The 22512-nt window shown below is 70.8% G+C and carries 22 protein-coding genes; 15 read left to right on the top strand and 7 right to left on the bottom strand.

Annotated elements, in window-relative coordinates; translation table 11 throughout:
• Positions 1–41: 41 nt before the first annotated feature.
• On the bottom strand, positions 42–1976 hold the full coding sequence (locus tag JJI54_RS11835) for an ABC transporter substrate-binding protein (protein WP_203073190.1): 1935 nt from the start codon (positions 1974–1976) through the stop codon (positions 42–44).
• A gap of 109 nt (positions 1977–2085) precedes the next feature.
• Positions 2086–3255, bottom strand: a complete 1170-nt coding sequence (locus JJI54_RS11830; RefSeq protein ID WP_203073189.1) for a mandelate racemase/muconate lactonizing enzyme family protein — start codon at positions 3253–3255, stop codon at positions 2086–2088.
• A gap of 252 nt (positions 3256–3507) precedes the next feature.
• Here JJI54_RS11830 and JJI54_RS11825 point away from each other — a divergent pair, with 252 nt between their 5' ends.
• The 7 genes from JJI54_RS11825 to JJI54_RS11795 are packed head-to-tail and all read left to right on the top strand — an operon-like array spanning position 3508 to position 10134.
• A complete protein-coding gene (locus JJI54_RS11825; protein WP_203073188.1) occupies positions 3508–4338 on the top strand; it encodes an ABC transporter ATP-binding protein in 831 nt (276 codons plus the stop codon).
• 13 nt (positions 4339–4351) lie between these two features.
• On the top strand, positions 4352–5365 hold the full coding sequence (locus JJI54_RS11820) for an ABC transporter substrate-binding protein (protein ID WP_203073187.1): 1014 nt from the start codon (positions 4352–4354) through the stop codon (positions 5363–5365).
• Positions 5365–6165: an ABC transporter permease gene (locus tag JJI54_RS11815; RefSeq protein ID WP_203073186.1), complete on the top strand. Its 801-nt coding sequence runs from the start codon at positions 5365–5367 to the stop codon at positions 6163–6165. Before JJI54_RS11820 ends, JJI54_RS11815 begins: the two co-directional genes overlap by 1 nt.
• A complete protein-coding gene (locus JJI54_RS11810; RefSeq protein WP_203073185.1) occupies positions 6165–6998 on the top strand; it encodes an ABC transporter permease in 834 nt (277 codons plus the stop codon). The genes JJI54_RS11815 and JJI54_RS11810 overlap by 1 nt, the downstream gene beginning before the upstream one ends.
• A 20-nt stretch (positions 6999–7018) precedes the next feature.
• Positions 7019–8035: an LLM class flavin-dependent oxidoreductase gene (locus tag JJI54_RS11805; RefSeq protein ID WP_203073184.1), complete on the top strand. Its 1017-nt coding sequence runs from the start codon at positions 7019–7021 to the stop codon at positions 8033–8035.
• Positions 8036–8094: 59 nt separating this feature from the next.
• Positions 8095–9045 (top strand): LysR family transcriptional regulator, encoded by a 951-nt coding sequence (locus JJI54_RS11800; RefSeq protein ID WP_203073183.1) that lies wholly within the window; start codon positions 8095–8097, stop codon positions 9043–9045.
• 15 nt (positions 9046–9060) lie between these two features.
• Positions 9061–10134 (top strand): mandelate racemase/muconate lactonizing enzyme family protein, encoded by a 1074-nt coding sequence (locus JJI54_RS11795; RefSeq protein ID WP_203073182.1) that lies wholly within the window; start codon positions 9061–9063, stop codon positions 10132–10134.
• On the opposite strand, the gene JJI54_RS11790 is transcribed toward JJI54_RS11795, so the two are convergent.
• On the bottom strand, positions 10118–11158 hold the full coding sequence (locus tag JJI54_RS11790; protein WP_203073181.1) for an amidohydrolase family protein: 1041 nt from the start codon (positions 11156–11158) through the stop codon (positions 10118–10120). The genes JJI54_RS11795 and JJI54_RS11790 overlap by 17 nt on opposite strands.
• A gap of 114 nt (positions 11159–11272) precedes the next feature.
• Between JJI54_RS11790 and JJI54_RS11785 the strand changes: the two genes are divergently transcribed.
• From JJI54_RS11785 to JJI54_RS11775, 3 genes are all read left to right on the top strand, one after another.
• Positions 11273–12250, top strand: a complete 978-nt coding sequence (locus JJI54_RS11785; RefSeq protein ID WP_203073180.1) for a Bug family tripartite tricarboxylate transporter substrate binding protein — start codon at positions 11273–11275, stop codon at positions 12248–12250.
• Between the two features lie 10 nt (positions 12251–12260).
• Positions 12261–13061, top strand: coding sequence for an SDR family NAD(P)-dependent oxidoreductase (locus JJI54_RS11780; protein ID WP_203073179.1), 801 nt, complete (start codon positions 12261–12263; stop codon positions 13059–13061).
• Positions 13062–13202: 141 nt separating this feature from the next.
• Positions 13203–13805, top strand: coding sequence for a rhodanese-like domain-containing protein (locus JJI54_RS11775; protein ID WP_318987490.1), 603 nt, complete (start codon positions 13203–13205; stop codon positions 13803–13805).
• Between the two features lie 18 nt (positions 13806–13823).
• Here the strand turns inward: JJI54_RS11775 and JJI54_RS11770 are convergent, their stop codons facing one another.
• A complete protein-coding gene (locus JJI54_RS11770) occupies positions 13824–14789 on the bottom strand; it encodes a Bug family tripartite tricarboxylate transporter substrate binding protein (protein WP_203073177.1) in 966 nt (321 codons plus the stop codon).
• Positions 14790–14981: 192 nt separating this feature from the next.
• On the opposite strand from JJI54_RS11770, the gene JJI54_RS11765 reads away from it, so the two are divergent.
• From JJI54_RS11765 to JJI54_RS11755, 3 genes are all read left to right on the top strand, one after another.
• Positions 14982–15659, top strand: coding sequence for a TetR/AcrR family transcriptional regulator (locus JJI54_RS11765; protein WP_203073176.1), 678 nt, complete (start codon positions 14982–14984; stop codon positions 15657–15659).
• A gap of 62 nt (positions 15660–15721) precedes the next feature.
• Positions 15722–16135 (top strand): PaaI family thioesterase, encoded by a 414-nt coding sequence (locus JJI54_RS11760; protein ID WP_203073175.1) that lies wholly within the window; start codon positions 15722–15724, stop codon positions 16133–16135.
• A gap of 62 nt (positions 16136–16197) precedes the next feature.
• Positions 16198–16908, top strand: coding sequence for a metal-dependent hydrolase (locus tag JJI54_RS11755; protein ID WP_203073174.1), 711 nt, complete (start codon positions 16198–16200; stop codon positions 16906–16908).
• Positions 16909–16949: 41 nt separating this feature from the next.
• Here the strand turns inward: JJI54_RS11755 and JJI54_RS11750 are convergent, their stop codons facing one another.
• On the bottom strand, positions 16950–18050 hold the full coding sequence (locus JJI54_RS11750; protein WP_203073173.1) for an NAD(P)/FAD-dependent oxidoreductase: 1101 nt from the start codon (positions 18048–18050) through the stop codon (positions 16950–16952).
• 149 nt (positions 18051–18199) lie between these two features.
• Between JJI54_RS11750 and JJI54_RS11745 the strand changes: the two genes are divergently transcribed.
• The gene (locus tag JJI54_RS11745; RefSeq protein WP_203073172.1) at positions 18200–19240 is read left to right on the top strand and encodes an MBL fold metallo-hydrolase; all 1041 of its coding nucleotides are present in this window, start codon (positions 18200–18202) and stop codon (positions 19238–19240) included.
• Positions 19241–19472: 232 nt separating this feature from the next.
• Here JJI54_RS11745 and JJI54_RS11740 read toward each other — a convergent pair whose 3' ends face one another.
• On the bottom strand, positions 19473–19895 hold the full coding sequence (locus JJI54_RS11740; RefSeq protein WP_203073171.1) for an ester cyclase: 423 nt from the start codon (positions 19893–19895) through the stop codon (positions 19473–19475).
• A gap of 19 nt (positions 19896–19914) precedes the next feature.
• The gene (locus tag JJI54_RS11735; protein WP_203073170.1) at positions 19915–20868 is read right to left on the bottom strand and encodes a Bug family tripartite tricarboxylate transporter substrate binding protein; all 954 of its coding nucleotides are present in this window, start codon (positions 20866–20868) and stop codon (positions 19915–19917) included.
• A 192-nt stretch (positions 20869–21060) separates the two neighbouring features.
• On the opposite strand from JJI54_RS11735, the gene thrC reads away from it, so the two are divergent.
• Positions 21061–22464, top strand: a complete 1404-nt coding sequence (gene thrC / locus JJI54_RS11730) for a threonine synthase (RefSeq protein ID WP_203073169.1) — start codon at positions 21061–21063, stop codon at positions 22462–22464.
• Positions 22465–22512 lie beyond the last annotated feature (48 nt).

Genomic DNA, 22512 nt, shown 5'->3' with positions numbered 1-22512 from the left:
ATGATGCGGGGCCGGCTGCGCGCCGGCCCCGCCCCCTTCCCTTACGAGGTGAAGAAGAACTGCTGCGGCAGCGAAGGCCCGGGATGCGGCCAGGACCAGCTATAGGGCATGCTGGCCGGCACGCCGCGCAGCCGGTTCTGCGCCACGCCGAAGAGGTTCGGCGCCAGGTTCACGCCGATGCATTCGAACTGGTCGGCGCAGATGTCGAAGACGCGCTTCATCAGCTCACCCTGGCGCCGCGTATCCGCGGTGGAGCGCGCCTGGTCATAGAGCCGCATGCGTTCCTTCTGGTGGTCCGGCGGTTCCTGCCCGTCCCGCCCGCCGCTGGCGTACCACATGGCCCAGGGCACGGCGTAGCGCGTGCCCTGCGTGTGCATGGCGAAGAAGTCGCGCGGGTCCAGCATCGGCTCCAGCCCGCCCGGCCCGGGCCAGACGGCGATGTCGTGGTCGTTGTTGTCGCCGCGGGTGTAGTAGAGCGACCGGTCGATCGTGTTGATCTTCACGTCGATCCCGATTTCGGCCCAGTGGCGCTTGATGAGTTCCAGCGCGTCGTTGTTGTCGGGATAGAGCGCGGTGATGACGTCGATCGCGAAGAAGACGCGCTGGCCATCGGGCCGCAGGCGGAAGCGCTGGCTGTCCCGCCGCGCGTAGCCGATGCGGTCCAGGATGCGGTTGGCCTCCCGCGTGTTGTGCTCGGTGAACTGGCGCGACAGCTTCTCATGGTACCAGGGATGCGTCGGCCGCGGGCCGGTCTGCCAGGGCTCCGACTGGCCGAGATAGACGATGTCCACGATCTCCGGCCGGTTGATGCCCAGCGAGAGCGCCTGGCGGAATTCCTTGTTGCCCAGCATCTCCCGGATCTTCGGATCCTTGTGGGTGATGTTGGGGTAGATCATCATGCTGGTGGAGCCGGCATTGATGGTGTCGAACATGCGGTAGTTGCCGCGCTGCATGTTCTGCGCGACCACCGGCTTGTTCGCCAGCACGTCGATGTGGCGTTCCTGCAGGTCGAGCCGCCCGCCGATCACGTCCAGCATCAGGCTTTCCACGTCCTGGTAGACCTGGAAGTTCAGGCGATCGATGTAGGGAAGCTGGCGGCCCTGGTTGTCCACCTGCCAGAAGAAGGGGTTGCGCCGCATCGTCACGCGCGTGGCGCCGCCCTGGTAGGGTTCCTCCACCACCCAGGGATCGAGCGTCGGCTTTTCCGCATTGCCCCAGCGGGAGGGAATCTCGATGTCGCCGCAGCGCTGGCGGAACAGCTGCGCCCAGTCGGAGACATTGGCCTGGCGCAGCGTCGCCGCGAGGTCCGCGTTGTACTTGGGATGGAAGCGGCCGCAATAGTGCTTCGCGAACAGCGTCGGATGCTGGCCGAGCGGCGTCGCCATCTGCTGCAGGAACAGGCCATAGGGGCCGGCGAAGGTGAACTTCACCGCCGTGTCGCTGACCTTCTCGCACTTCACGGGCTGGCCATCGATCACCCACATGGAGGGCGGCGAGCGGTAGAGTTCCGTGTTCAGGATGCAGTCGTTGATGGCGAAGAGGATGTCGTCCGCCGTGAAGGGTGCGCCATCCGACCAGCGCATGCCGGGGCGCAGGTGGAACACGAACTCCTTCGAATCGGCGGAGACGTCCCAGCGCTGCGCGACGCAGGGCAGGACGTCCGTGAACTCCATGTTCCAGCGCGTCAGGCCCTGGTTGCCGATCAGGCGCAGGATGCCGTTGTGGTCCGACCCGCCGCGCAACCCGCGGCGCAGCGTGCCGCCGTAGCGGCCATTCGCCTCATTCGGTGTGACCACCAGGGGGGCGCTGCCGATGCGCTGTTCCAGCGGCGGCAGGCGGCCCTGCTGCACCGCCGCCGCGACATCCGGCGCTTCCCGCGCTGCCGCCTGGGCCAGCGCCCCGCCCGCGGGCAGCGCCACGGCCATGCCGGCCGCCCCTTGCAACAGGGCACGACGCCCCACCCCCTGGTCCTTCATGGCCGCAGCCTCCTCCGCCCGGTGTTGCCCCGGATGCGAAAAGGCTGGCATGCGGCCCACGCCGCTGCAAGGACGTTCGATGGCGGCGAGGTTTCGTGTTCGCAACCCGTCAGGGATAGCCCCAGGACCCGTCGGGCTTGCGCGGCATCGCCCGTTCCCAGCGCAGGTAGCGATCCGTCGAGAGGTAGGCTTCATCCATCGTCACGCCCCAGCCGGGCCGGTCGGGGCGGGGCAGCAGGTGGCCATCCTCCGGCAGGTAGGGATCGAGGACGTAGCTGCCGGCATCGCCACCCTTGCGCACGGTGTCGATGCCCGGCGGCAGCCGGTATTCGAGGATCTTGAAGTTCGGCGCGGCCAGGCAGAGGTGCAGGTTCACCGCCGTCGCCAGCGGGCCCATCGGGTTGTGCGGCGCGAGGGTGACGTAATGCGCCTCCGCCAGCGTCCAGATGCGCCGCATCTCGCCCACGCCGCCGACGACGCAGACATCGGGCTGGATGATGTCCGCGCCGCGCGCGTTCAGCAGCGCGAGGAATTCGTAGCGGCTGTAGAGGGATTCGCCGGTCGCCAGCGGGCAGTCCAGCCGCGACTTCAATTCGCCCCAGGCGGGGAAATGCTCCGGCCTGATCGGCTCCTCGAAGAAGAGCGGATCGAAGGGTGCGAGCGCGTTGCCGAGCTGCACGGCCTGCCAGGGCTCGAAGATCTTGGCGTGGGCGTCGAAGGCGAAGTCGAATTCGGGCGGCGCCACCTCCCGCAGCCTGCCGAAATACGCGCCGGCCTGGCGCACCACCTCCCCCCATCGATGCGCGTGCATGTCCACGCGGTAGGGGCTGAGCTTGAAGGCGGTGAGGCCGAAGCGCGCATGGAGTTCCTGCACGCGGTCGCGCGCCATCGCGGGATCGGGCGCGGTGTAGATGCCCTGGTACACGCGCACGCGGTCGCGCATGGCGCCGCCGAGGATCTGGTACACCGGCACGCCGAGCGCCTTGGCCGCGATGTCCCACAGGCACTGGTCGATCGCCGCGATGGCGGCCAGGCCCAGCGCGCCGGGCGGGAAGCGCGCCTGCTGCACCAGCTTCAGGGTCAGGTATTCGACGCGGCGCGGATCCTCCCCCACGATCATGTCCGTGAGGTAGTCGAGCAGCGGCGGCAGGGCGCGGTCCGGGCCGTGGTTGTAGCATTCGCCCCAGCCGGTGATGCCGCATGCGGTATCCAGCGCGACGATCACGCGCGGGCGGTCGCCGTCGCGGCTCATGAAGCTGCGCAGTCGCGCGATCCGCATGGCGCCTTCCCCTCCCCTGACCGGCGCCAGTCTAGGCACCGCCGGCGCCGGCTGGCGAGGGCCCGCGTTGCCGGATGCGCAACGCCCCGTCGCCCATCCGGCGCTTGACCGCGCCACGCGGCGCATGAAAGCCTTCCCATCGAGGAAAGGGAAGGCGGATGCCCGGAACGGGCGAACCGCCACCCAGCACGCCAGCCACGCCGACCGCAACGACTGGATGGCCCGCCACGCGCGGACCTGAGGAGGCGATGCTTGGCGAGACTGCCGGATGCGCCGCCAGGGGGCGGCATCGAAATCCGCGACCTCTCCATGACCTATCGCCGGGGGCGGGAGGTGACGCAGGCGCTCTCCGCCTGTTCGCTGACCATCCCGGAGGGCGGCTGGGCCTCGCTGATCGGCGCCTCGGGCTGCGGGAAATCGACGCTGCTGCGCATCCTGGCCGATATCGTGCAGCCCAGCGGCGGCGGCGCCTGGCTCGGCGGCATGACGCCGGCGCAGGCGCGGGCCACGCGCAGCTTCGCCCTCGTCTCCCAGCAATCGGTGCTGCTGCCCTGGCGGCGGATGCTGGAGAATGTGGAGCTGGGCCTCGAAGTGGCGCGGGCCGACAAGGCGGAACGCCGCCGGCGCGCGGAGGAGGCGATCGAGCTGGTCGGCCTGCGCGGCTTCGAACGCGCCTATCCGCACGAACTCTCCGGCGGCATGCGCCAGCGCGCCGCCATCGCCCGCGCGCTGACCTTGCGGCCGCGCTTCCTGCTGATGGACGAGCCCTTCGGCGCGCTGGACGAGCTGACGCGCGCCAGCCTGAACTTCGAGCTGCTGCGCATCCTGGAGGAGACCTCCGCCACCCTGCTGCTCGTCACGCATTCGATCGCGGAGGCCATCATCCTCTCCGACGTCGTGGCGGTGATGTCGCCGCGGCCGGGGCGGATCGTGCACAAGCTGGAGATCGGCTTCGGCCATCACCGCACCGATGCGATGCGCGACGACCCAGCCTTCGCCGCGCATGAGGCGGAGCTTCGCCATGCGCTGCATGGCGACCCCGGCGTCACGCGCCAGCCCGCCCGCGAACCCGCCTATGCCTGAGGAGAATCGAGCGATGATCCACCTCAATCGCCGCCTGCTGCTGGCGGGATCGGCCACGCTGGCGCTGCCATCCTTCCGCATCGCCTCCGCGCAGACGCCCGCGCGGCTGACCGTGGCGCTGGGCTATGCGCCGAATGTGGAGATGTTCGGCCCGCTCTATGCCGTGCGCGCCGGCTTCTTCGCGGCCGAGGGGCTGACGGTGAATGCCGTGCCTGCCAGCACCGGCGTGGACCAGGTGCAGATGGTGGCGGCGGGGCGGGCGGATATCGGCATCGTCGGGCCGGAACAGATCATCGCCGGCGCGGGGCGCGGCGAGAAGTTCAAGATCTTCGCCGCCCAGTACCAGCGCAGCCCCGTCTGCATGACGGCGCGCAAGGATAGCGGGCTGACCAACCCGTCCCAGCTGCCGGGCCGGCCGATCGCGGTGAAGATTCCGGCCCAGACCTTCTTCGAGCTGTTCATGCGCAAGAACGGGCTGCGGCCGGACCAGGTGACGGTGACGCCGATCGGGCGGACGGATGTGGCGACCATCATCTCCGGCCGCGTCCACGCCATGATCACCACCTTCGCCTTCAACGAACCCCGCAGCATCGAGATGGCGGGCGTGCCGGTGAACCTGATGCCCTTGGCGTCCTACGGCATGAATGCGCAGACCAATTCCTACTTCACCCAGGAACGCGTCTTCGCCGATCCCGCGAAGCGCGACGTGCTGGTGCGCTACCTGCGGGCGGAGGCCAAGGCCTGGGAGGAATACTTCAAGGACCCGGCCGCGGCGGCGAAGTGGATCATCGACCAGAAATTCATCGATGGCCTGGACCTGGACCAGCAGGTGTTCCTGGCGCGCGGCCAGGCCGACCACATGCGCAGCGCCCTGACGGCGGAGCGCGGGCTGATGTGGGTGGATCCCGCCATCTACCGGGAGACGGCGACGAACCTCCAGCTCTCCGGCGTGACCAGCACGGTGATCGATACCGATGCCATGCTCTCGACCGAGATCCTGGAACGCGCGGGCATGCCGAGGATCTGATGTCCCTCACCCTTTCCGGCGGCGGGGCGATGGCGTGGCGGGGGCTGGAACGCGTGGTGCCGCCGGCGCTCGGCCTGGCGACGCTGCTGCTGGCCTGGGCGGCGCTGACGGAGGTGGGGATCATCGCGCCCTACCTGCTGCCGAAGCCCTCCGCCGTGCTGGCGGAGATGCTGACGAACAACGAACCGCTGCTGCGCCATGGCCGGCTGACGGCGACGGAGGCGCTGCTGGGCTTCGCCATCGGCAATGCCGTCGGCGTGGTGGTCGCGGTGCTGATGGGCTGGTTCCCCGCCTTCAAGCGCTGCGTACTGCCGCTGGCGCTGGTGACGCGGGGCATGCCGATGGTGGCGATCACGCCGATCCTGGTGCTGATGCTGGATCGCGGGCTGGTGCCCATCGTCACCGTCGTTTCCATCGCCGTCTATTTCCCGACGCTGATCACCATGGTGCGCGGGCTGGAATCGGCGGATGTCGAGTACCACGAACTGCTCCATTCGCTGTCCGCCAGCCGCTTCCAGCGCCTGCTGATCGTGGAGCTGCCGGCGGCGCTGCCCTACCTGTTCACGGCGCTGAAGATCGGCGCCTCCATCGCCTTCATCGTCGCGATCACCGGCGAATGGGTAGGGGCGAGCGCGGGGCTCGGCTATCTCATCGTCATCTCCGGCGAATACTTCAAGCTGGCCATGATGTGGTCCGCCATCATCGTCGCCTCCGGCCTCACGCTCGCGACGCTGGGCTGCGTGATGCTGGCGGAGCGGCTGCTGGCCCGATGGACCGCGCGCGGGGAGGGCATGGCCTGATGCCGTCCGATCTTTCCGTCCGCGCGCCGGCGCTGCCGGCATGGCGGCTGCCGGGGCAAGAGGCGCTGTCCCGCCTGGCGCGGCAGGTAGGGCCGGCGGCGCTGCTGTTCCTGGCGATCCTGGTGGTCTGGGAAGGCGTGACGCGGGCGGGCCTCGTCTCGCCCCTGATCCTGCCGGCGCCGAGCGACGTGGCCGCCACCTTCGTGGCCGCCGCGCCGCGGCTGTTCACGCATCTCGGCTGGACATCGATGGCGGCGCTCGGCGGCTTCGTGCTGGGCAACACGCTGGGCTTCGCGCTGGCGGTGGTCTTCGTGCATCTCCGCCTCGCGCGCCTCACGGCCCTGCCGCTGGCGATGATGGCGCAGGCCGTGCCGATCGTGGCCGTGGCGCCGGCGCTGCTGCTCTGGCTCGGCAATGGCGTGGAGCCGAAGCTCTTCATCGCCTCTTTCCTCGTCTTCTTCCCCATGCTGGTGAACGCGATGCGCGGCCTGGCGAGCGCGGATGACCAGGTGGCGGAGCTGCTGCACACGCTCTCCGCCGATTGGAAGCAGCGGCTGCTGATGGTGCGGCTGCCGGCCGCCCTGCCCTTCGTCTTCAACGCGCTGCGGCTTTCCGCCTGCGGCTGCTTCGTGGCCTCCGTCGTCGCGGAATGGGTCGCCTCCACCACCGGGCTCGGCTACGTCATCGTCTTCGCCAGCTCGCAGTATCGCATGACGGAGGTGTGGTGCGCCGTGCTGCTCTGCACCGCCGCCAGCCTTTGCGTCTATGGCCTGGTCTGCCTCGCGGAACGGCTCGCCATGCCGTGGCGCCGCGAACGGCCCGGCACCGCCTGAGGAAGAGGGGACGACACGCCATGCTGAAGAGCAACGCGCTCGGCATCATGAACCAGATGTGGGCGGCGCATGCGACGAGCGATGCGGAAGCCGTCGCCATCGCGATCGAGGAGACGCTGCTGGCCGAGGAGCTTGGCTTCGACAGCGTCTGGATCGGGGAACACCACAATGTCCGCCCCGGCGCGCGCTTCTACGGCCGCATCCCGGCCTCCGAGATGTTCCTGGCGCATCTGGCGGCGAAGACCACGCGCATCGCGCTCGGCACCGGCGTGCGCATCCTCTCCACCACCCCGCCGCAGCGGACGGCGGAGGAGATGAGCCTGCTGGACCTGCTGAGCGGCGGGCGGGCGGAATTCGGCGTCGGCCTGGGATCGACGCCGGATGTGAAGCCGGGCGATCCCGCGCGGGCGGCGAAGGCCGCGCTGTTCCGCAGCCTGCTGACGGAGATCGTGGCCCATCTGGCCGGCACGGCGCCGGGCGCGCCCATGTCGCCGGCGCCGGCGCCGGACCTGGCCGCGCGCATCTGGGCCGCGGCGCGGGACCAGGCGACGCTCGCTCATATCGCCGATGCGGGCATCAACCTCGTCGTCGGCCAGGCGGAGCTGCCGGCGATCCAGGCCGCGATCGTGCAGGCCTATCGCGCCGCCGGCGGCACCGGGCTGGTGCGGGGCGTGCGGCTTGTCTTCGTGGCCGAAACCCATGCGGAGGCGATGCGCGACGCGGATGAGGCGCTGTCCCTCTATCTCGGCCAGATGGGCGGCAAGGGCTACCACGCCGAAGCCATGACGAAGGGGCTGCTCGCCGCCGATCCCCGCACGCTGGAGGAGCGGGCGCTGGGCGTGAACTTCATCATCGGGTCGCCGGCGGAAGTGGCGGGGCTGCTGAACGACTATGTCGCGGAGACGGGGGTGGATCGCCTCGACGTCATGGTGCAGGTGCCGGGGCTGAGGACGGATGCGGTGCGGCGTTCCATGGCGCTGATCCAGTCCGCGGTGAAGCCCCTGCTGAAGCGCGCCGCCCAGCCGGCGATCGCGTGAGGCGCATCGCCATCCCCCGCGCCATGCCATAGGCTTGCCCATCCGGCGTGGGGGCGAGCGTGTCGAGCTTCATGCATGTCCATCTCATCGCGCTCCGCTACTTCCGGGAGACGGTGCGCTGCGGGTCGATGCGCCAGGCGGCGGAGGCGCTGCGCGTCGCGCCTTCCGCCATCAATCGCCAGATCCTGAAGCTGGAGGACCAGCTGCAATGCAGGCTGTTCGAGCGCATGGCCGATGGCGTGCGCCTGACCGGCGCGGGCGAGGTGCTGTACCGGCACGCGCGGGAGATCGACATGCTGCTGGACCGCGCGCTGTCAGAACTGGATGATCTGCGCGGCCTGCGGCGCGGCCGCGTCGGCCTGGCCAGCGAGGATGGCATCATCCGGGACGTGCTGCCGCCGGTGCTGGCGGCCTTCCACCAGGAATTCCCGCGCGTCAGCTTCGGGATCGACGTGATGACGGGGCCCGATGTGGTGCAGGCGGTGGCGGAGGGGCAGTGCGACCTCGGCCTGGCCATGCATCCGCAGCGCCACGCGGATGTCACGGTGCTGGCGGAGGCCGCGGTGCCGATCGGCGCGGTGATGCGCCCGGCGCATCCGCTGGCGCAGCGCGCGTCGCTGCGCCTGAGCGACCTGGCGACGGAGCCGGTGGTGATGCTGAAGCACGGCATCGGCGCGCAGCCGGATGCGCATGGGCTGGTGCGCCGCTGGGCGCAGCGGACGGAGGTGGCGGAGACGAACTCGCCGGGCGCCGTCGCGGCGCTGGTGCGCGCCGGCATGGCGCTGGCGATGCGATCCCCCATCGGAATCCGCGCGGAACTCGCGACCGGGGAGCTGGTCTTCGTGCCGCTGGTCGATCCGCAGGTGAAGGCGGGGCGGCTGGCGCTGCTGGCGCGGCGGGAACGCGCCCTGCCCGTCGCCGCCGCGGTGCTGGCGGAACGGGTCAAGGCCCTGCTGGCGGAGACGGACCGGGAGACGCGCGCGGCGATGGATGCCAGGATGTCCCCCTGACCAGGGGGAAACGCCATGACCATCGCCCGCGTGGAAAGCCGCGTGCACCGCAGCGCCTTCAGCTACGGCGCCGGGCCGGCCACCCAGGGCGGGAACCTCCGGCTGCGCAGCATGGACACGCTGCTGGTGCGGGTCGAGACCGCGGACGGGCTGGTGGGGTTCGGGGAGGGTTTCGGCTTCACCCTGGTGGAGACCACGCGCGATGCGCTGGACCGGCTGGTGGCGCCCGCCTGCCTCGGCCAGGATGACGGCGACATCCCCGCGCTGACGCGCCTGCTGGAACGGCGCTTCCACAATTTCGGCCGCAACGGGCCCGTCAGCTTCGCGATCTCCGCCATCGACATCGCGCTGTGGGATATCGCGGCGCAGCGCGCGGGCAGGCCGCTGCACGCGCTGCTGGGCCAGGCCGCGCGCCCGCGCGTCGCCGCCTATGCCAGCCTGCTGCGCTACGACGATCCCGATGCCGTCGCACGCAATGTGCGGGAAGCGGTGCGACGCGGCTATCGCGCCATCAAGCTGCATGAGGTGGCGCTGGAGGGAATCCGCGCGGCGCGGGCGGCGGCGCCGGACGACATCCCGCTGATGCTCGACATCAACTGCGCCTGGGAGACGCTGGACCAGGCGCGCGACTTCTGCCGCGCGGTGGCGGGGATGAATGTGCGCTGGGTGGAGGAGCCGACCTGGCCGCCCGAGGATTTTCGCGCGTTGGCCACGCTGCGGCGGGACGGCGTCGTCGGCATCTCGGCGGGGGAGAACCTGGCCAATCCGCATGATTTCGCGCGGCTGATCGAGGCCGGCGCCGTCGATGTGGCGCAGCCCAGCGTGACGAAGCATGGCGGCGTCTCCGCGCTGCGCGAGGTGGCGGCGATGGCGCGGCAGGCGGGCATCGCGGTGGTGCCGCATTCCCCCTATTTCGGCCCGGGGCTGCTGGCCACGCTGCATCTGCTGGCGGCGCTGCCCGATGCTGAGCCGATCGAGATCTACTTCGCGGATCTCGAGGCGCCGCCCTATGGGGAGGCGCTGGCCGTGCGCGACGGGTTCATCGACGTGCCAGCCGGCCCTGGCCTCGGCCTCATCCCGGCGTGGTAGGCAAGCGGTAGAAATTCGTGGCGCTGCGCCAGAACAGGTCGGCCTTCTCATCGGCGCTGGCCTGGGCGGCCAAGCGCTTGAAGGCGTTCCAGCCCTCGCCATAGCCGTAGCTGCCCTTGTCCACGGGGAAGTTGCTCTCGAACATGCAGCGGCCGGTGCCGAACAGCTCGATCACCGGCTCCATCCAGGGCTTCCAGGCCGCGGCCAGCGTCGCGCTGTCCGGTGGCCTCGGGCCATCCTCGAAGCCGAAGCCCGGCAGGCGCATGCCGAGGCCGCCGAGCTTGACCATCACATTCGGGCAGGTGGCGAGGTCGCGCATGAAGCCGAGCCATTCCGCATGCACCGCATCGCGCCGGCCTTCATACCGCCCGATGCCGAGGATGCCGCCGCAATGATCCAGCACGATCGGCACCTGCGGGAAGGCGCGCGCCAGCGCCGCGAGGCGCGGGACCTGATGGAAGTAGATCCAGGCGTCGAAGCTGAGGCCGAGGGCCGCCAGCTGCGCGAAACCCGCGCGGAACGGTGCGCTCCCCATCATGTCCTCCGCCGGCGTATAGGCGGGGTTGAGCAGCGCGGGGTCGGGGTCCCAGGTCGCGATGTGGCGGATGCCGCGGAAGCGGCCGCCGCCGGCGGCGAGATGCGCCTCCAGCACCGGGCGCACGGCATCGCCCAGCGTGAGGTCCGCATAGCCCACGATGCCGGCGCAGACGCGCACATCGCCATGGATGCCGCTGGCGCACATGGCGGCGACGCCGTTGGCGAATTCCGTCTCGCCCACGGGCTTCATCGCCTCCGGCCCCTCGGCGCGATGCATCGCGCGGGCCTGCACCATGACGGTGGCGCGCACATCATGGCCCGTGCGGAGGTCGGCCAGGATGTCGTCCAGCAGGTAGCGCCAGCCGGGCCGGTCCCAGAGGTGGTGGTGCGGATCGACGATGGGCTGGCCGGGGTCCAGCGCCTCCTCCCGCCCCAGCGCGAGCCAGTCCTCGCGCACGGGGATGTAGTGCTGGGTGGACCGGGCCATGGCGCTTCCTCGGGCTTGTTGCGCGGCAGGGTAGAGCGCGGGGCGCGGCTGGCAAGCGGTTGCCGGGCGCGGCGAAGCGGCCTAACGCTGATGGCAAGAACAGGAGGAAGCGGCATGGCAGGGATCACCCGGCGCCAGGGCATGGGGCTGGTCGCGGCGCTGATGGCGCCGCCGGCGCTGGCGCAGGGCGCCTGGCCGGCCAGGCCCGTGACGCTGCTGGTGCCCTTCGCGCCGGGCGGCGCTTCCGACATCGCCGCGCGGGCCATCAACACGCGGCTGTCGGAGAAGCGCGGCCAGCCCGTGGTGGTGGAGAACCGGCCCGGCGCCAATGGCCAGCTCGCGGCACGGCTGCTGATGCGCGCGGCGCCGGATGGCCATACGCTGATGGTGGGATCGATCGGCGCCTTCGCGCTGAACGCCGTGCTGTACCGCAACCCCGGCTATGATCCGCTGGTGGATTTCGCGCCGGTCACGCTGGCGGTGACGACGCCGAACGTGCTGGTGGTGAACCCCGCCGTCGCGCCGGTGCGCAACCTGCCGGAACTCGTCGCCTGGATGCGCGCGCGGCCGGGCCAGGTCTTCCACGCCACCAGCGGCATCGGCTCCTCGCCCCACCTGACGATGGAATTGTTCACGCAGATGACGGGGACGGAGGCGACGCACGTCCCCTCCCGCGGTGGCGCGACCGCGGTGATGGACCAGCTGGCGGGGACGGTGCAGGTCAGCTTCCAGGGGCTCGGCAGCATCATCGGGCCGGTGCGCGAAGGCCGGCTGCGCGCGCTGCTGGTCACCGCCGCCGAGCGGAGCCCGCTGCTGCCGGAAGTGCCGACCGCGGCGGAAGCCGGGCTGCCGGACTTCAACGTCTCCTCCTGGCAGGCGGTGATGGGGCCGGCGGGCATTCCAGCGGCCCTGCTGGAGACGATCAGCGCGGAGATCGCGGCCGTGCTGAGGGAACCGTCCAACGCGGCCACGCTGGAAGCGGGCGGCTACACCGTGGTCGGCAACAGCCCAGCCGAATACGGCGCCTTCCAGCGCGCGGAGATCGCCCGCTGGCGGCGCGTGGCGCAGGCCGCGAACATCGTACTGGATTGAGGATTTGACGATGACGAAGCGTTTCGAGGGCAAGGTCGTGCTGGTGACCGGCGCGGGATCGGTCGGCCCCGGCTGGGGCAATGGGCGGGCCATCGCGGTGGGCTTCGCGCGGGAAGGCGCGACCGTCATCGGCGTGGACCGCAACGCGGCGGCGATGGAGGAGACGGCGGCCAGGGCGGCGGAGGCCGGCGGCCGCTTCATTCCCCTGACCGGCAATGTGACGGAAAGCGACAGCGTCGCCGCCATCGTCCGCGGCATCGTCGCCGACCACAAGCGGATCGACGTGCTGGTCAACAATGTCGGCGGATCGGCGGCGGGCGGGCCGGTGGAGATGGCGGAGGAGGTGTGGGACGCGCAGATCGACCACAACCTGAAAAGCGTGTTCCTGGGCTGCAAGCATGTGCTGCCCGTGATGGTGGACCAGGGCGGCGGCGCCATCGTGAACCTGGCCTCCACCAGCGGCATCCGCTGGACCGGCGCGGCGCAGGTGGCCTACGCCGCTTCCAAGGCCGGCGTCATCCAGCTCTCGAAGGTCGTCGCCATCCAGTACGCCACCAAGGGCATCCGCGTGAACACCGTGGTGCCGGGGCAGATGCACACGCCGATGGTGGAGACGCGGCTCGCGGGCCAGCGCGCCGGCGGCGATGTGGAGGCGCTGATCAGGTCCCGCATCGCGCGCATCCCGATGGGCTTCGCGGGCGATGGGCGGGACACCGCGAATGCGGTGCTGTTCCTGGCCTCGGAGGAGGCGCGCTTCATCACCGGCACGGAGCTCATCGTGGATGGCGGCATGTCGGTGCGTTGCGGCTGAGGCATCGGGCCGCGGGCCCCGCATCATTATCGTGACGGGTCGCGAGATGCGAGACGCCATCACGGTTCCTGATGACTGACCATCGTCATCAGCCGGCACGGTGCATACAATTTTGCGTTTCCGCTGGACCTGCCGCCAGTGATGAGACAGATAGGGAGCAGAATCTTCTCCCTAGCGATGACCAGGGACAGGCCGTTCATGCCGCGGAGTATCCTTCCCGTCGAAGCTGCCCGCCTGATGCGTGACGAGGGCGCCGTCCTCGTCGATGTGCGGGAGGCGGATGAGCATGCGCTGGTGCGCATCCCGGGCGCCCGCAACCTGCCGCTCTCGCGGCTGGAACAGGTGGTGCTGGCGGTGACGCCGGGCGCCACGGTGATGTTCCATTGCCGCACCGGCGCCCGCACGGAAGCCAATGCCGCGCGGCTGCTGGCGCGCGTGCCGGGCTGCCAGGTCTGCCTGATCGAGGGGGGCATCGATGGCTGGCACGCCGCCGGGCTGCCGGTGGTGGAGGAGCGGGGCCGGCCGATGGACCTGGCGCGCCAGGGGCAGATCGCGGTCGGCGTGCTGCTGATGGCCGGCGAGGCGCTGGGCCTCCTGGTCTCCCCCTGGTTCCACCTGATGGTGGTGCTGGTCGGCGCCTTCCTGGTCTTCGGCGGCATCACCGGGCAGGTGAGCGTGATGCAGCTGCTGCGGCAGATGCCCTGGAACCGGCGCTTCCTGGCGGTGCTGTCCGCCCGCGCCTGAGCGCGACCCGGGGCGGCCCTATTCCGGCCGGATGCCGGCTTCCCGCAGCACGCGCGCCCAGCGCGTGAACTCCTCCTCCATCACGGCGGCGAAGGCGGCCGGCCCGGCTTCCCGCAGCCCGAAGCCGGCGGCGGCCAGGCGGGCGCGCAGCCCGGCATCGGCGAAAGCGGCGGCAAGGTCCGCGTGCAGCCGTTCCACGAGGCCCGGCGCCATGCCGGGCGGGCCCTGGATGCCGAACCAGCTGCCGGCCTCGAAGCCCGGATAGCCCTGCTCGGCGATGGTCGGCACGTCAGGCATCTCCGGCCAGCGCCGCGCCCCGGTGGTGCCCAGCGCCCTTTCGCGCCCGGCCTCCACCGCGGGCCTGGCCAGCACCATGGACTGGAAGGCGCCGTTCACCTCCCCGTTCAGCACGGCGGCCTGGCCGAGCGCGGCGCCGGTGTATTGCACCACCGTGAACTCCACCCCCGCCATCTGCGCCAGCAGCAGCGCGGCCAAATGCGGCGTGTTGCCGATGCCGGAGGAAGCCAGCGTCACCTGCCCCGGCCGGGCGCGGGCCAGGGCGACGAACGCCGCCAGGTCGTGCACGGGCAGGGCGGGATGCACCACGAGGGCGACCGGATAGCCCGCCATCAGCAGCAGCGGCGTGAAGTCCCGCAGCGGGTGGTAGGGCAGGCGCGCGAACAGCCCCGCGGACTGCACCTGGGCGGAGGTGCCGAGCAGCAGCACATGCCCGTCCGGCGCGGCGCGGGCGACGTAGTCGGCGGCGATGTTCCCGCCCGCGCCCGGCCGGTTCTCCACCACCACGGATTGCCGCCACAGCGCCCCCAGCCGGTCCGCCATGCTGCGCGCCAGGATGTCCGTGGCGCCCCCCGGCGCGAAGCCGGAGACGAGGCGCACGGGCCGGTTGGGGAAGGCCGGCTGCGCGAGCACGGCGGGCGCCAGCAGGGCGGCGGGCAGGACCAGGCGGCGCGTGAGGCGTGGCATCGGCATGTCCCGCGGTGAACAGGAAGACCGCGTCATGCTGCGCGGAACAAGGCCCCGCTGGCAATGAAAGCGTGGCAGCGCCGGGCTTCGCGCTGGCCTTCAACCTGTATGGGCTATACAGATGAGGGGCGAGACTCGACTGCACGAAGGCTGCCCCTCCCCCTCATGTCGCCATCAAGCCCCGCGCCCGCCATGGGCATCAGGGATGAGGTCGCCGCGCTGAAGCGCGAGCGCATCATCTCCGCCGCCGTCGAGCTTTTCTACGAACGCGGCTACGAGAACACGACGCTGGACGCGGTGGCGGAGCGGCTGGGCGTCACCAAGCCCTTCATCTACGCGCATTTCAACGCGAAGAGCGAATTGCTGGCGGAGATCTGCGCGCGCGGCGTGGCGGCGGCGCTGCACGCCATGCAGGGCGCGCTCGGCCTGGTGGGCGCGAGCCCGACGGAGAAGCTGGCGGCGCTCGGCCGGCGCTTCGTCACCGCCGTGCTGGAGAGCCAGAAATACATCGCCATCTTCACGCGGGAGGAGAAGAACCTGCTGCCGCGCGACTATGAGCGCATCAGCCAGATGCGGCGCGACTTCGACCGCCAGCTGGCGGGGCTGCTGGCGGAAGGCGTCGCGAGCGGCGAGTTCAGGATCGCCGATCCGCGGCTGGCGGCACTCGCCATCGGCGGCATGGTGGGCTGGGCCTATGTCTGGTACCGCCCGGCCGGCCGGCTTTCGGTGGCGGAGCTGGCGGAGGAGATGGCGGCGCTGGTGCTGGCCATGGCGCAGGCGCAGCCCGCCAAGCGCGGCGCCGCGAAGGTGACGCGCCAGCCCGCGACGCGCGCGCCCCGCCCCGGGGCCGGCCGCGCCGGGCGGCGCTGAGGCTGGCCTTCCCGCCACCGCCGGGACATGGTGCGCGCGACACTGGACGAGACCCCGCCGGCATGAGCTTCGACCCCGCGACCGAAGGCTGGGAACAGACCGATGCCTGGGGCCTGCCCGAATTCCTCCGCCCCATGTGGATGCGCGCGGATGCGACGGGCTTCTCCTGCGGCTTCCAGCCGGGCCCCGCGCTGAACAACGGGCGCGGCGTGATCCATGGCGGGATCCTGGCCACCTACATGGACCATTCGCTGGGCCGCACGGTGCGGGAGGCGGTGGGCCGCGTGCCGATCGCGACCATCCAGCTGGACCTGCACTACCTGGCGCCGGGGGACGTGAACCAGTTCGTCACGGTGAAGGGCGACATCACGCGGCAGACGCGCAGCATCGTCTTCATCCGGGGGATGCTGACGCAGAACGGCAAGCCCGTGCTCTCCGCCAACGGGATATGGAAGGTGCTGTCGCCCAGGGGCTGACCCCGGGCTGCGCCGCGCGCGATCCCTTGCTAGAAGGGCGCCACCTAGCGGGAGAGCATCTGATGAAGGTCACCTGGTTCGGGCATTCGGCCTATCGGCTGGAGTTCGGCACGTCCGTCGTGATGATCGACCCCTTCCTGACCGGCAACCCGGTCTTCAAGGGCGATCCCGTCGCGGCCTCCGCCGGCGCCACGCATGTGCTGATCACGCATGGCCACAGCGACCATGTCGGCGATGCGCTGGCGATCCATGAGCGCACCGGCGCCAAGGTCGTCGCCAATTTCGAGATCTGCATGCACCTGGCCCGCAAGGGCCTGAAGGCCATGGACCCGATGAACACCGGCGGCACGACCGACCAGGGCGAGTTCACGACGACCATGACCATCGCCTTCCACTCCTCCGCCGTCATGGACGAGAACGGCATCACGCAGGACCTCGGCCTGCCGGGCGGGCTGGTGGTGACGCCGAAGATCACGGGGGAGCCCACGATCTACCACATGGGCGACACGGAGGTGTTCTCCGACATGGCGCTGATCGACGAGCTGCATCAGCCCAGCGTCGCCTTCGTGCCGGTCGGCGACCGCTTCACCATGGATGGCAAGCGCGGCGCGCTGGCGGTGAAGCGCTTCCTGCCGAGCGTGACGACGGCGATCCCCTGCCACTTCGGCACCTTCGGGCTGCTGGCGGCGACGCCGGATGCCTTCGTCAGCGCCATGGACGGCGCGAAGGCGAAAGTGCTGGTGCCGGAGATCGGCGTGCCCTTCACCCTGTGACACAGGGCGCCCTCTCCCCGCCGGGGAGAGGGCTTGTCGAGTCAGCCGAAGGCCAGCAGCACCTCGTCCGCCAGCGCCATCGAGGCGGTGAGGCCGGGGCTCTCGATGCCGAACATGTTGACCAGGCCAGGGACGCCGTGGACGGCCGGGCCCTGCACGACGAAATCCTGGCCCGGCGCGCCCTTCGGCACCGTCTTGGGGCGGATGCCGCAATAGCCCGGCGCCAGCACGCCATCCGGCAATTCCGGCCACCAGCGGCGGATGGATTCGTAGAAGCTGTCGCCGCGGCGCGGATCGACGCTGTATTCGATGCGGTCGATCCATTCGACATCCGGCCCGAAGCGCGCCTGGCCGCCGAGGTCGATCGTCAGATGCGTGCCCAACCCGCCCGGCACCGGCACGGGATAGATCAGGCGGGAGAAGGGCGACTTCATCGCGAGCGTGAAGTAGTTGCCCTTGGCGTAATAGGCCGTGGGCACATGCGCCGAGGGCAGCCCCGCGATCTTCCGGCCGAGCGCCGGCGCATGCAGCCCCGCGGCATTCACCAGCATCCGCGTGTGCAGCTGCATCGGCTCCGCGCCCCCCACCTGGAGCGCGAAGCCTGAATTGGTCACGGTCACGCCCTCCACCGGGGCGTGGAAGACGAACATCCCGCCGGCATGCTCCACATCGCCCTGCATCGCCAGCATGAAGGCGTGGCTGTCCACGATGCCGGTGGTGTGGGAGACGAGCGCCGCCGTGCAGGTCAGCATCGGCTCGATCGCCCGCGCCTCCGCCCCCGTGATGAGGCGGAGGTCGTCCACGCCATTCACGGCGGCGCGGCTCCGGATACCCTCCAGCTGCTCGGCCTCCGCCGCATTCGTGGCGACGATCAGCTTGCCGCAATTGCGGTGCGGCACGCCGCGTTCGGCGCAATAGGCGTAGAGCTTCTTCTTGCCGGCGACACAGGTCTTCGCCATCAGGCTGCCGGCCTTGTAGTAGATGCCGGCGTGGATGACCTCGCTGTTGCGGGACGAGGTCTCGGTGCCGATGCCCTCCGCCGCGTCCAGCACCAGGACTTCCCGCCCCGCCAGGGCCAGGGCGCGCGCGACGGCGATGCCGACCACGCCCGCGCCCACCACCACGCACTCGACCTCTTCCATCGTCGTTCCCGGATCGTCGCCTTGGCCGATGGGTAGGGCAGAAGGGCGGTGCTTGGGAAGGTCCGGCCCCGTCACGAGGCCTCGCGGATTCCCCGTTGGCAGGAGGCGGCGGGCGGGCGCAGCATGGCGGCAGGGACGGAGGAAACCCCATGTCGATCTTCAGGAAGCGCCCCGCCACCGGGCTGCGGGCCGAGGCCGTGGCGCCGAGCCGCCGGCAGCTTCTGGCCATGGGCTGCGCCTGCTGCGTCGCCTCCGGCCTGCCGATCAGCGAGGCCGTGGCCCAGTCCCCCGGCGTGCAGCAACACCTGGCGGCGGCGCGGGCGGCGGCGGGGAGCGACCTGCAGCACCTGCTGCGGCTGGGCGAGGAAGCGGCGCCCACCCCAGGGCTGCGCCTGCCCACGCCCAACGAGCAGCGCGCCCTGCCGACGCCGCCGCCGGCCAGGGCCTTCGACAACCTGGTCTTCCTCGGCAACCACTGGGTCAGCGCCTGGGCGCTGCTGACCAGCGACGGCATCATCCTGATCGACGGCATGGACAACGACCCCATGGCGGAGCGGGACATCGATGGCGGGCTGCGGCGGATGGGGCTCGACCCCGCCCAGGTGAAGCTGGTGATCGTGACGCATGGGCATGCCGACCATTACGGCGGCTGCGGCCATTTCAGCCGGCGCTACGGCGCCCGCGTGGTGATGAGCGAGACGGACTGGCAGATGATGGAATCCGGCCAGCTGGAGTTCGACCGGCCGGAACTCGGCCGCCCGCCGCGGCGCGACATTTCCGTGCAGGATGGCAGCCAGGTGAGGCTGGGGGACACGGTGATCGATATCCTCTCCACCCCCGGCCACACCCGGGGCACGATCAGCCTGATCTTCGACCTGAAGCAGGGCGCGGCCACGCACCGGGCGATGCTGTGGGGCGGGACCTCCTTCAATTTCGGCCGGCAGCCGGACCGCATCCCCCGGCTGCAGAGCTACATCGACGGCACCGCCCGGGCGCGGGAGGTGGCGGGCCAGCGGAACATCGACGTGTTCCTGTCCAACCACAGCCATTTCGACCAGGCCATCATCAAGCTGGAGCGGATGCGGGGCGGGGGCGAGAACCTGTTCGTCAATGGCGTGGCGACGACGCAGCGGGCGCTGACCGTGATGCATGAATGCGCGCGGGCGACGATGGTGGCCTGGACGGCGTGAAGTGTGGCTTTTTAGCCACTAACCTCTTTATGCCGATTATGCCGATTAGGTGCTTTTAGCACCGAATTTCGGGGGTGGTGGGCGGGACGAGCGGCGGGCGCCGCCCCTCCCCTTCCGGCCTCCGCACTTGCCAGGGATCGCGAGCCGGGCCTCGGGGGCGGCCGGAAACGGACGCGGTTCGGGCCGGTGATCCCGAGAACATACGAAAAACATCGCGCCGAATCCAGGGAAATCAGGGCGGGGATGCGGCCGCGGCGCCCAGTTGCTGGCGCACCGAATCGACATCGCCCAGCACCCACAGGCTGGTGATCCGCTCCCCATCCGTGGCGAAGAAGGCGGCGCCGGACCAGGCGATGGGGCGGAAGGTGGGGGCCACGCCGAAGAAGGGGCCGCGATGGGTGCCGGCGAAGCGCATGCGCGCGGCGGCGCGGCGATCCTCCGCGACGATCTCCTCGATCGTGCAGGTATAGCCGCCGAGCGCGGCGTGGATCAGGCGCATGTAGTCGATGAAGCCGTCCGGCCCCGTCTTCTCCGGCCCCAGCGAGGCGCGGAAGCGGAAACCGGGGCTCAGGATCTCCCGCGCCACGGCCTCGTCGGCCTGGTTCCAGACCTCATGGTAGAAACGCTCGACGAGGCGTGTGGGCGGGGTCGGCATCGCGGCGGGGCTCCTCCGCTCAATTCTGCTGCACCCCCGCCGCCTTGACCACGGGCGCCCAGACCCGCGCGAAATCCGCCACCACCGCCTGGAATTCCGCTGCCGAGAGCGCCCGCGCCGGCGGGTAGAGGCCGGCGGCTTCCAGGCGCTGCACGGTGTCGGCCTCCGTCACGATGCGCGCCACCGCGGCGTTCACCCGCGCGACGAAGGCCGGGTCCATGCCGCGGGGGCCGGAGACGCCGGTCCAGCTGGTGGCGGAGAGGGCCGGGAAGCCGAGGGAGGCGTAGGTCGGCACGCCCGGCAGAGGGGCGAAGGCGTCCGTGGAGGAGACGGCCAGCGCCCTTGCCTGGCCGCCGGTGATGGCGCCGGTGGTGCCGGCGAGTGGCGTCAGCAGGCTGTCCACCGTGCCGCCGATCAGGTCCTGCAAAGCGGGGCCGGTGCCGCGGTAGGGGACATGGACCAGCCGCGCCCCGGTCAGGCTGCCCAGCATCTCCCCCTGCAGGTGCTGGAGCGAGCCGACGCCGGTGGAGGCGAAGCTCAGGCCCTGGGCGCGGGATTTCGCGGCGGCCAGGAAATCGGCGAGCGTCCGGTAGGGGCTGGCGGCCGGCACCAGCAGGACGGTCGGTGTCTCCGCCACCATGGCCATGTGGGTGAAATCCCGGTCGCTGTCATAGGGCGGGTTGGCGGCGGCGAGTGGCACGATCCCGTGGGGGGAGGTGTTGGAGATGCCGATGGTGTTGCCGTCGGGCGCGGCCCTCGCCATCGCCTCCGCCCCCAGCATGCCGCCGGCGCCGGGGCGGTTCTCCACGACGATGGTCCGTCCAAGGGCGGCCGAGAGGGGTGGCGCCACGATCCTTGCCGTGACGTCGCTGGCGCCGCCGGGGGCGAAGGGGACGATCATGCGGATGGCGGGCCCGGATTGGGCATGGGCCAGGCCCGGAATGACCAGCAACAGGGCAAGCAGCGCGCGCATCGGGTGTTTTCCCGCGGTTTCGCCATGGCTGGTGCAATGGGCGTGCCGCCTGGTTTTGCTGGGTTTTCAACCTGATGACGGTCCAGGCCCGTCTCGGGCCTGGCGGGTGGGGTTCGGGGAGGGCAGCGCCCTCCCCGTTTTCCCCGCCCCTCCCCTCGCCCTGCCGCCCCCGGCGCACTAGGTTCCGCCGTCATGCGCTACATCTCCACCCGCGGCGAGGCTCCGCCCCGCGACTTCGAAGGCGTTCTCCTGGCCGGGCTGGCCGAGGATGGGGGCCTGTTCGTTCCCGAGACCTGGCCGGTGCTGACCAGCGCCGAGTGGCGTGCGCTGCGCGGCCTGCCTTATCCGCAGCTGGCGGCGCGCATCCTGTCGCTGTTCACCGGCGGGCAGCCGAGCGAGGCCACGCTGCGCCCGATGCTGGAGAGGGCCTATGCCTCCTTCTCCACGCCGGCCGTGGCGCCGCTGGTGCAGATCGACCATCGGACCTTCGCGCTGGAGCTGTTCCACGGCCCGACGCTCGCCTTCAAGGACATGGCGATGCAGGCGCTGGGCCCGCTGTTCGACCATGTGCTGACCCGGCGCGGGGAGCGGGTGACGATCGTCGGCGCGACGAGCGGCGATACGGGTTCGGCGGCGATCGAGGCCTGCCGGGATCGCAGCGCGATCGACATCGTCATCCTGCATCCCGAGGGTCGGACCAGCGCGGTGCAGCGCCGGCAGATGACGACGGTGATGGCGGACAACGTCGCCAATATCGCGCTGGACGGGTCCTTCGACGATTGCCAGGATTTGGTGAAGGCGATGTTCGCCGATGCGGATTTCCGCGGCGAGATGCGGCTGTCCGCCGTGAATTCCATCAACTGGGCGCGGATCGCGCTGCAGATCCCCTATTACGTCGCCTCGGCGCTGGCGCTGGGGGCGCCGGACCGGGAAGTGGCCTTCGCGGTGCCGACGGGCAATTTCGGCAATGTGCTGGCGGCCTGGGCGGCGCGGCGGATGGGGCTGCCGATCGCGCAGCTCATCGTGGGGTCCAACCGCAACGACATCCTGGTGCGCTGGATCACGGGCAACGACATGTCGGCGCGGGCGGTGGAGCCCTCCCACTCGCCTTCCATGGACATCCAGGTCAGCTCCAATTTCGAGCGGCTGCTGTTCGAGCTGCTGGGGCGGGATGCGAAGGCGACGGCGGAGACGATGCGGCGCTTCCGGGCGGAGGGGCGGATGCCCGTGCCCGATGCGGCGTGGCGCAGCGCCTGCCAGGTGTTCCGCGGCTTCGCGCTGGATGATCCGGGGACGCTCGAGGAAATCACCCGGCTGCACGGCCAGGGGTATCTCGCGGACCCGCATACCGCGATCGGCATCGCCGCCGCGATGCATGTGCCGCCCAGCGACCCCGCCATCCCGGTGATCGTCGCCGCCACCGCGCATCCCGCGAAATTCCCGGATGCGGTGCGCCAGGCGACGGGGGTGGAGGCGCCGCTGCCGCCGCGGCTTGCGGACCTCCATGACCGGCCGGAGCGTTTCACGCGCCTGCCCAATGACCTCGCCCAGGTGGAGGCCTTCGTGCGCGCCCATGCGCGCCGGAACACCGCCTGAGCCGTTCCACGACGCATCGCCCAGCACCGGGCGCAAGGACAACGACAC

The sequence above is a fragment of the Falsiroseomonas ponticola genome (assembly GCF_016805305.1).
Lineage (GTDB): Bacteria > Pseudomonadota > Alphaproteobacteria > Acetobacterales > Acetobacteraceae > Falsiroseomonas > Falsiroseomonas ponticola.
The sequence above is the reverse complement of the archived record's forward strand: the minus strand, read 5'-3'. Positions and strand labels throughout refer to the sequence as shown.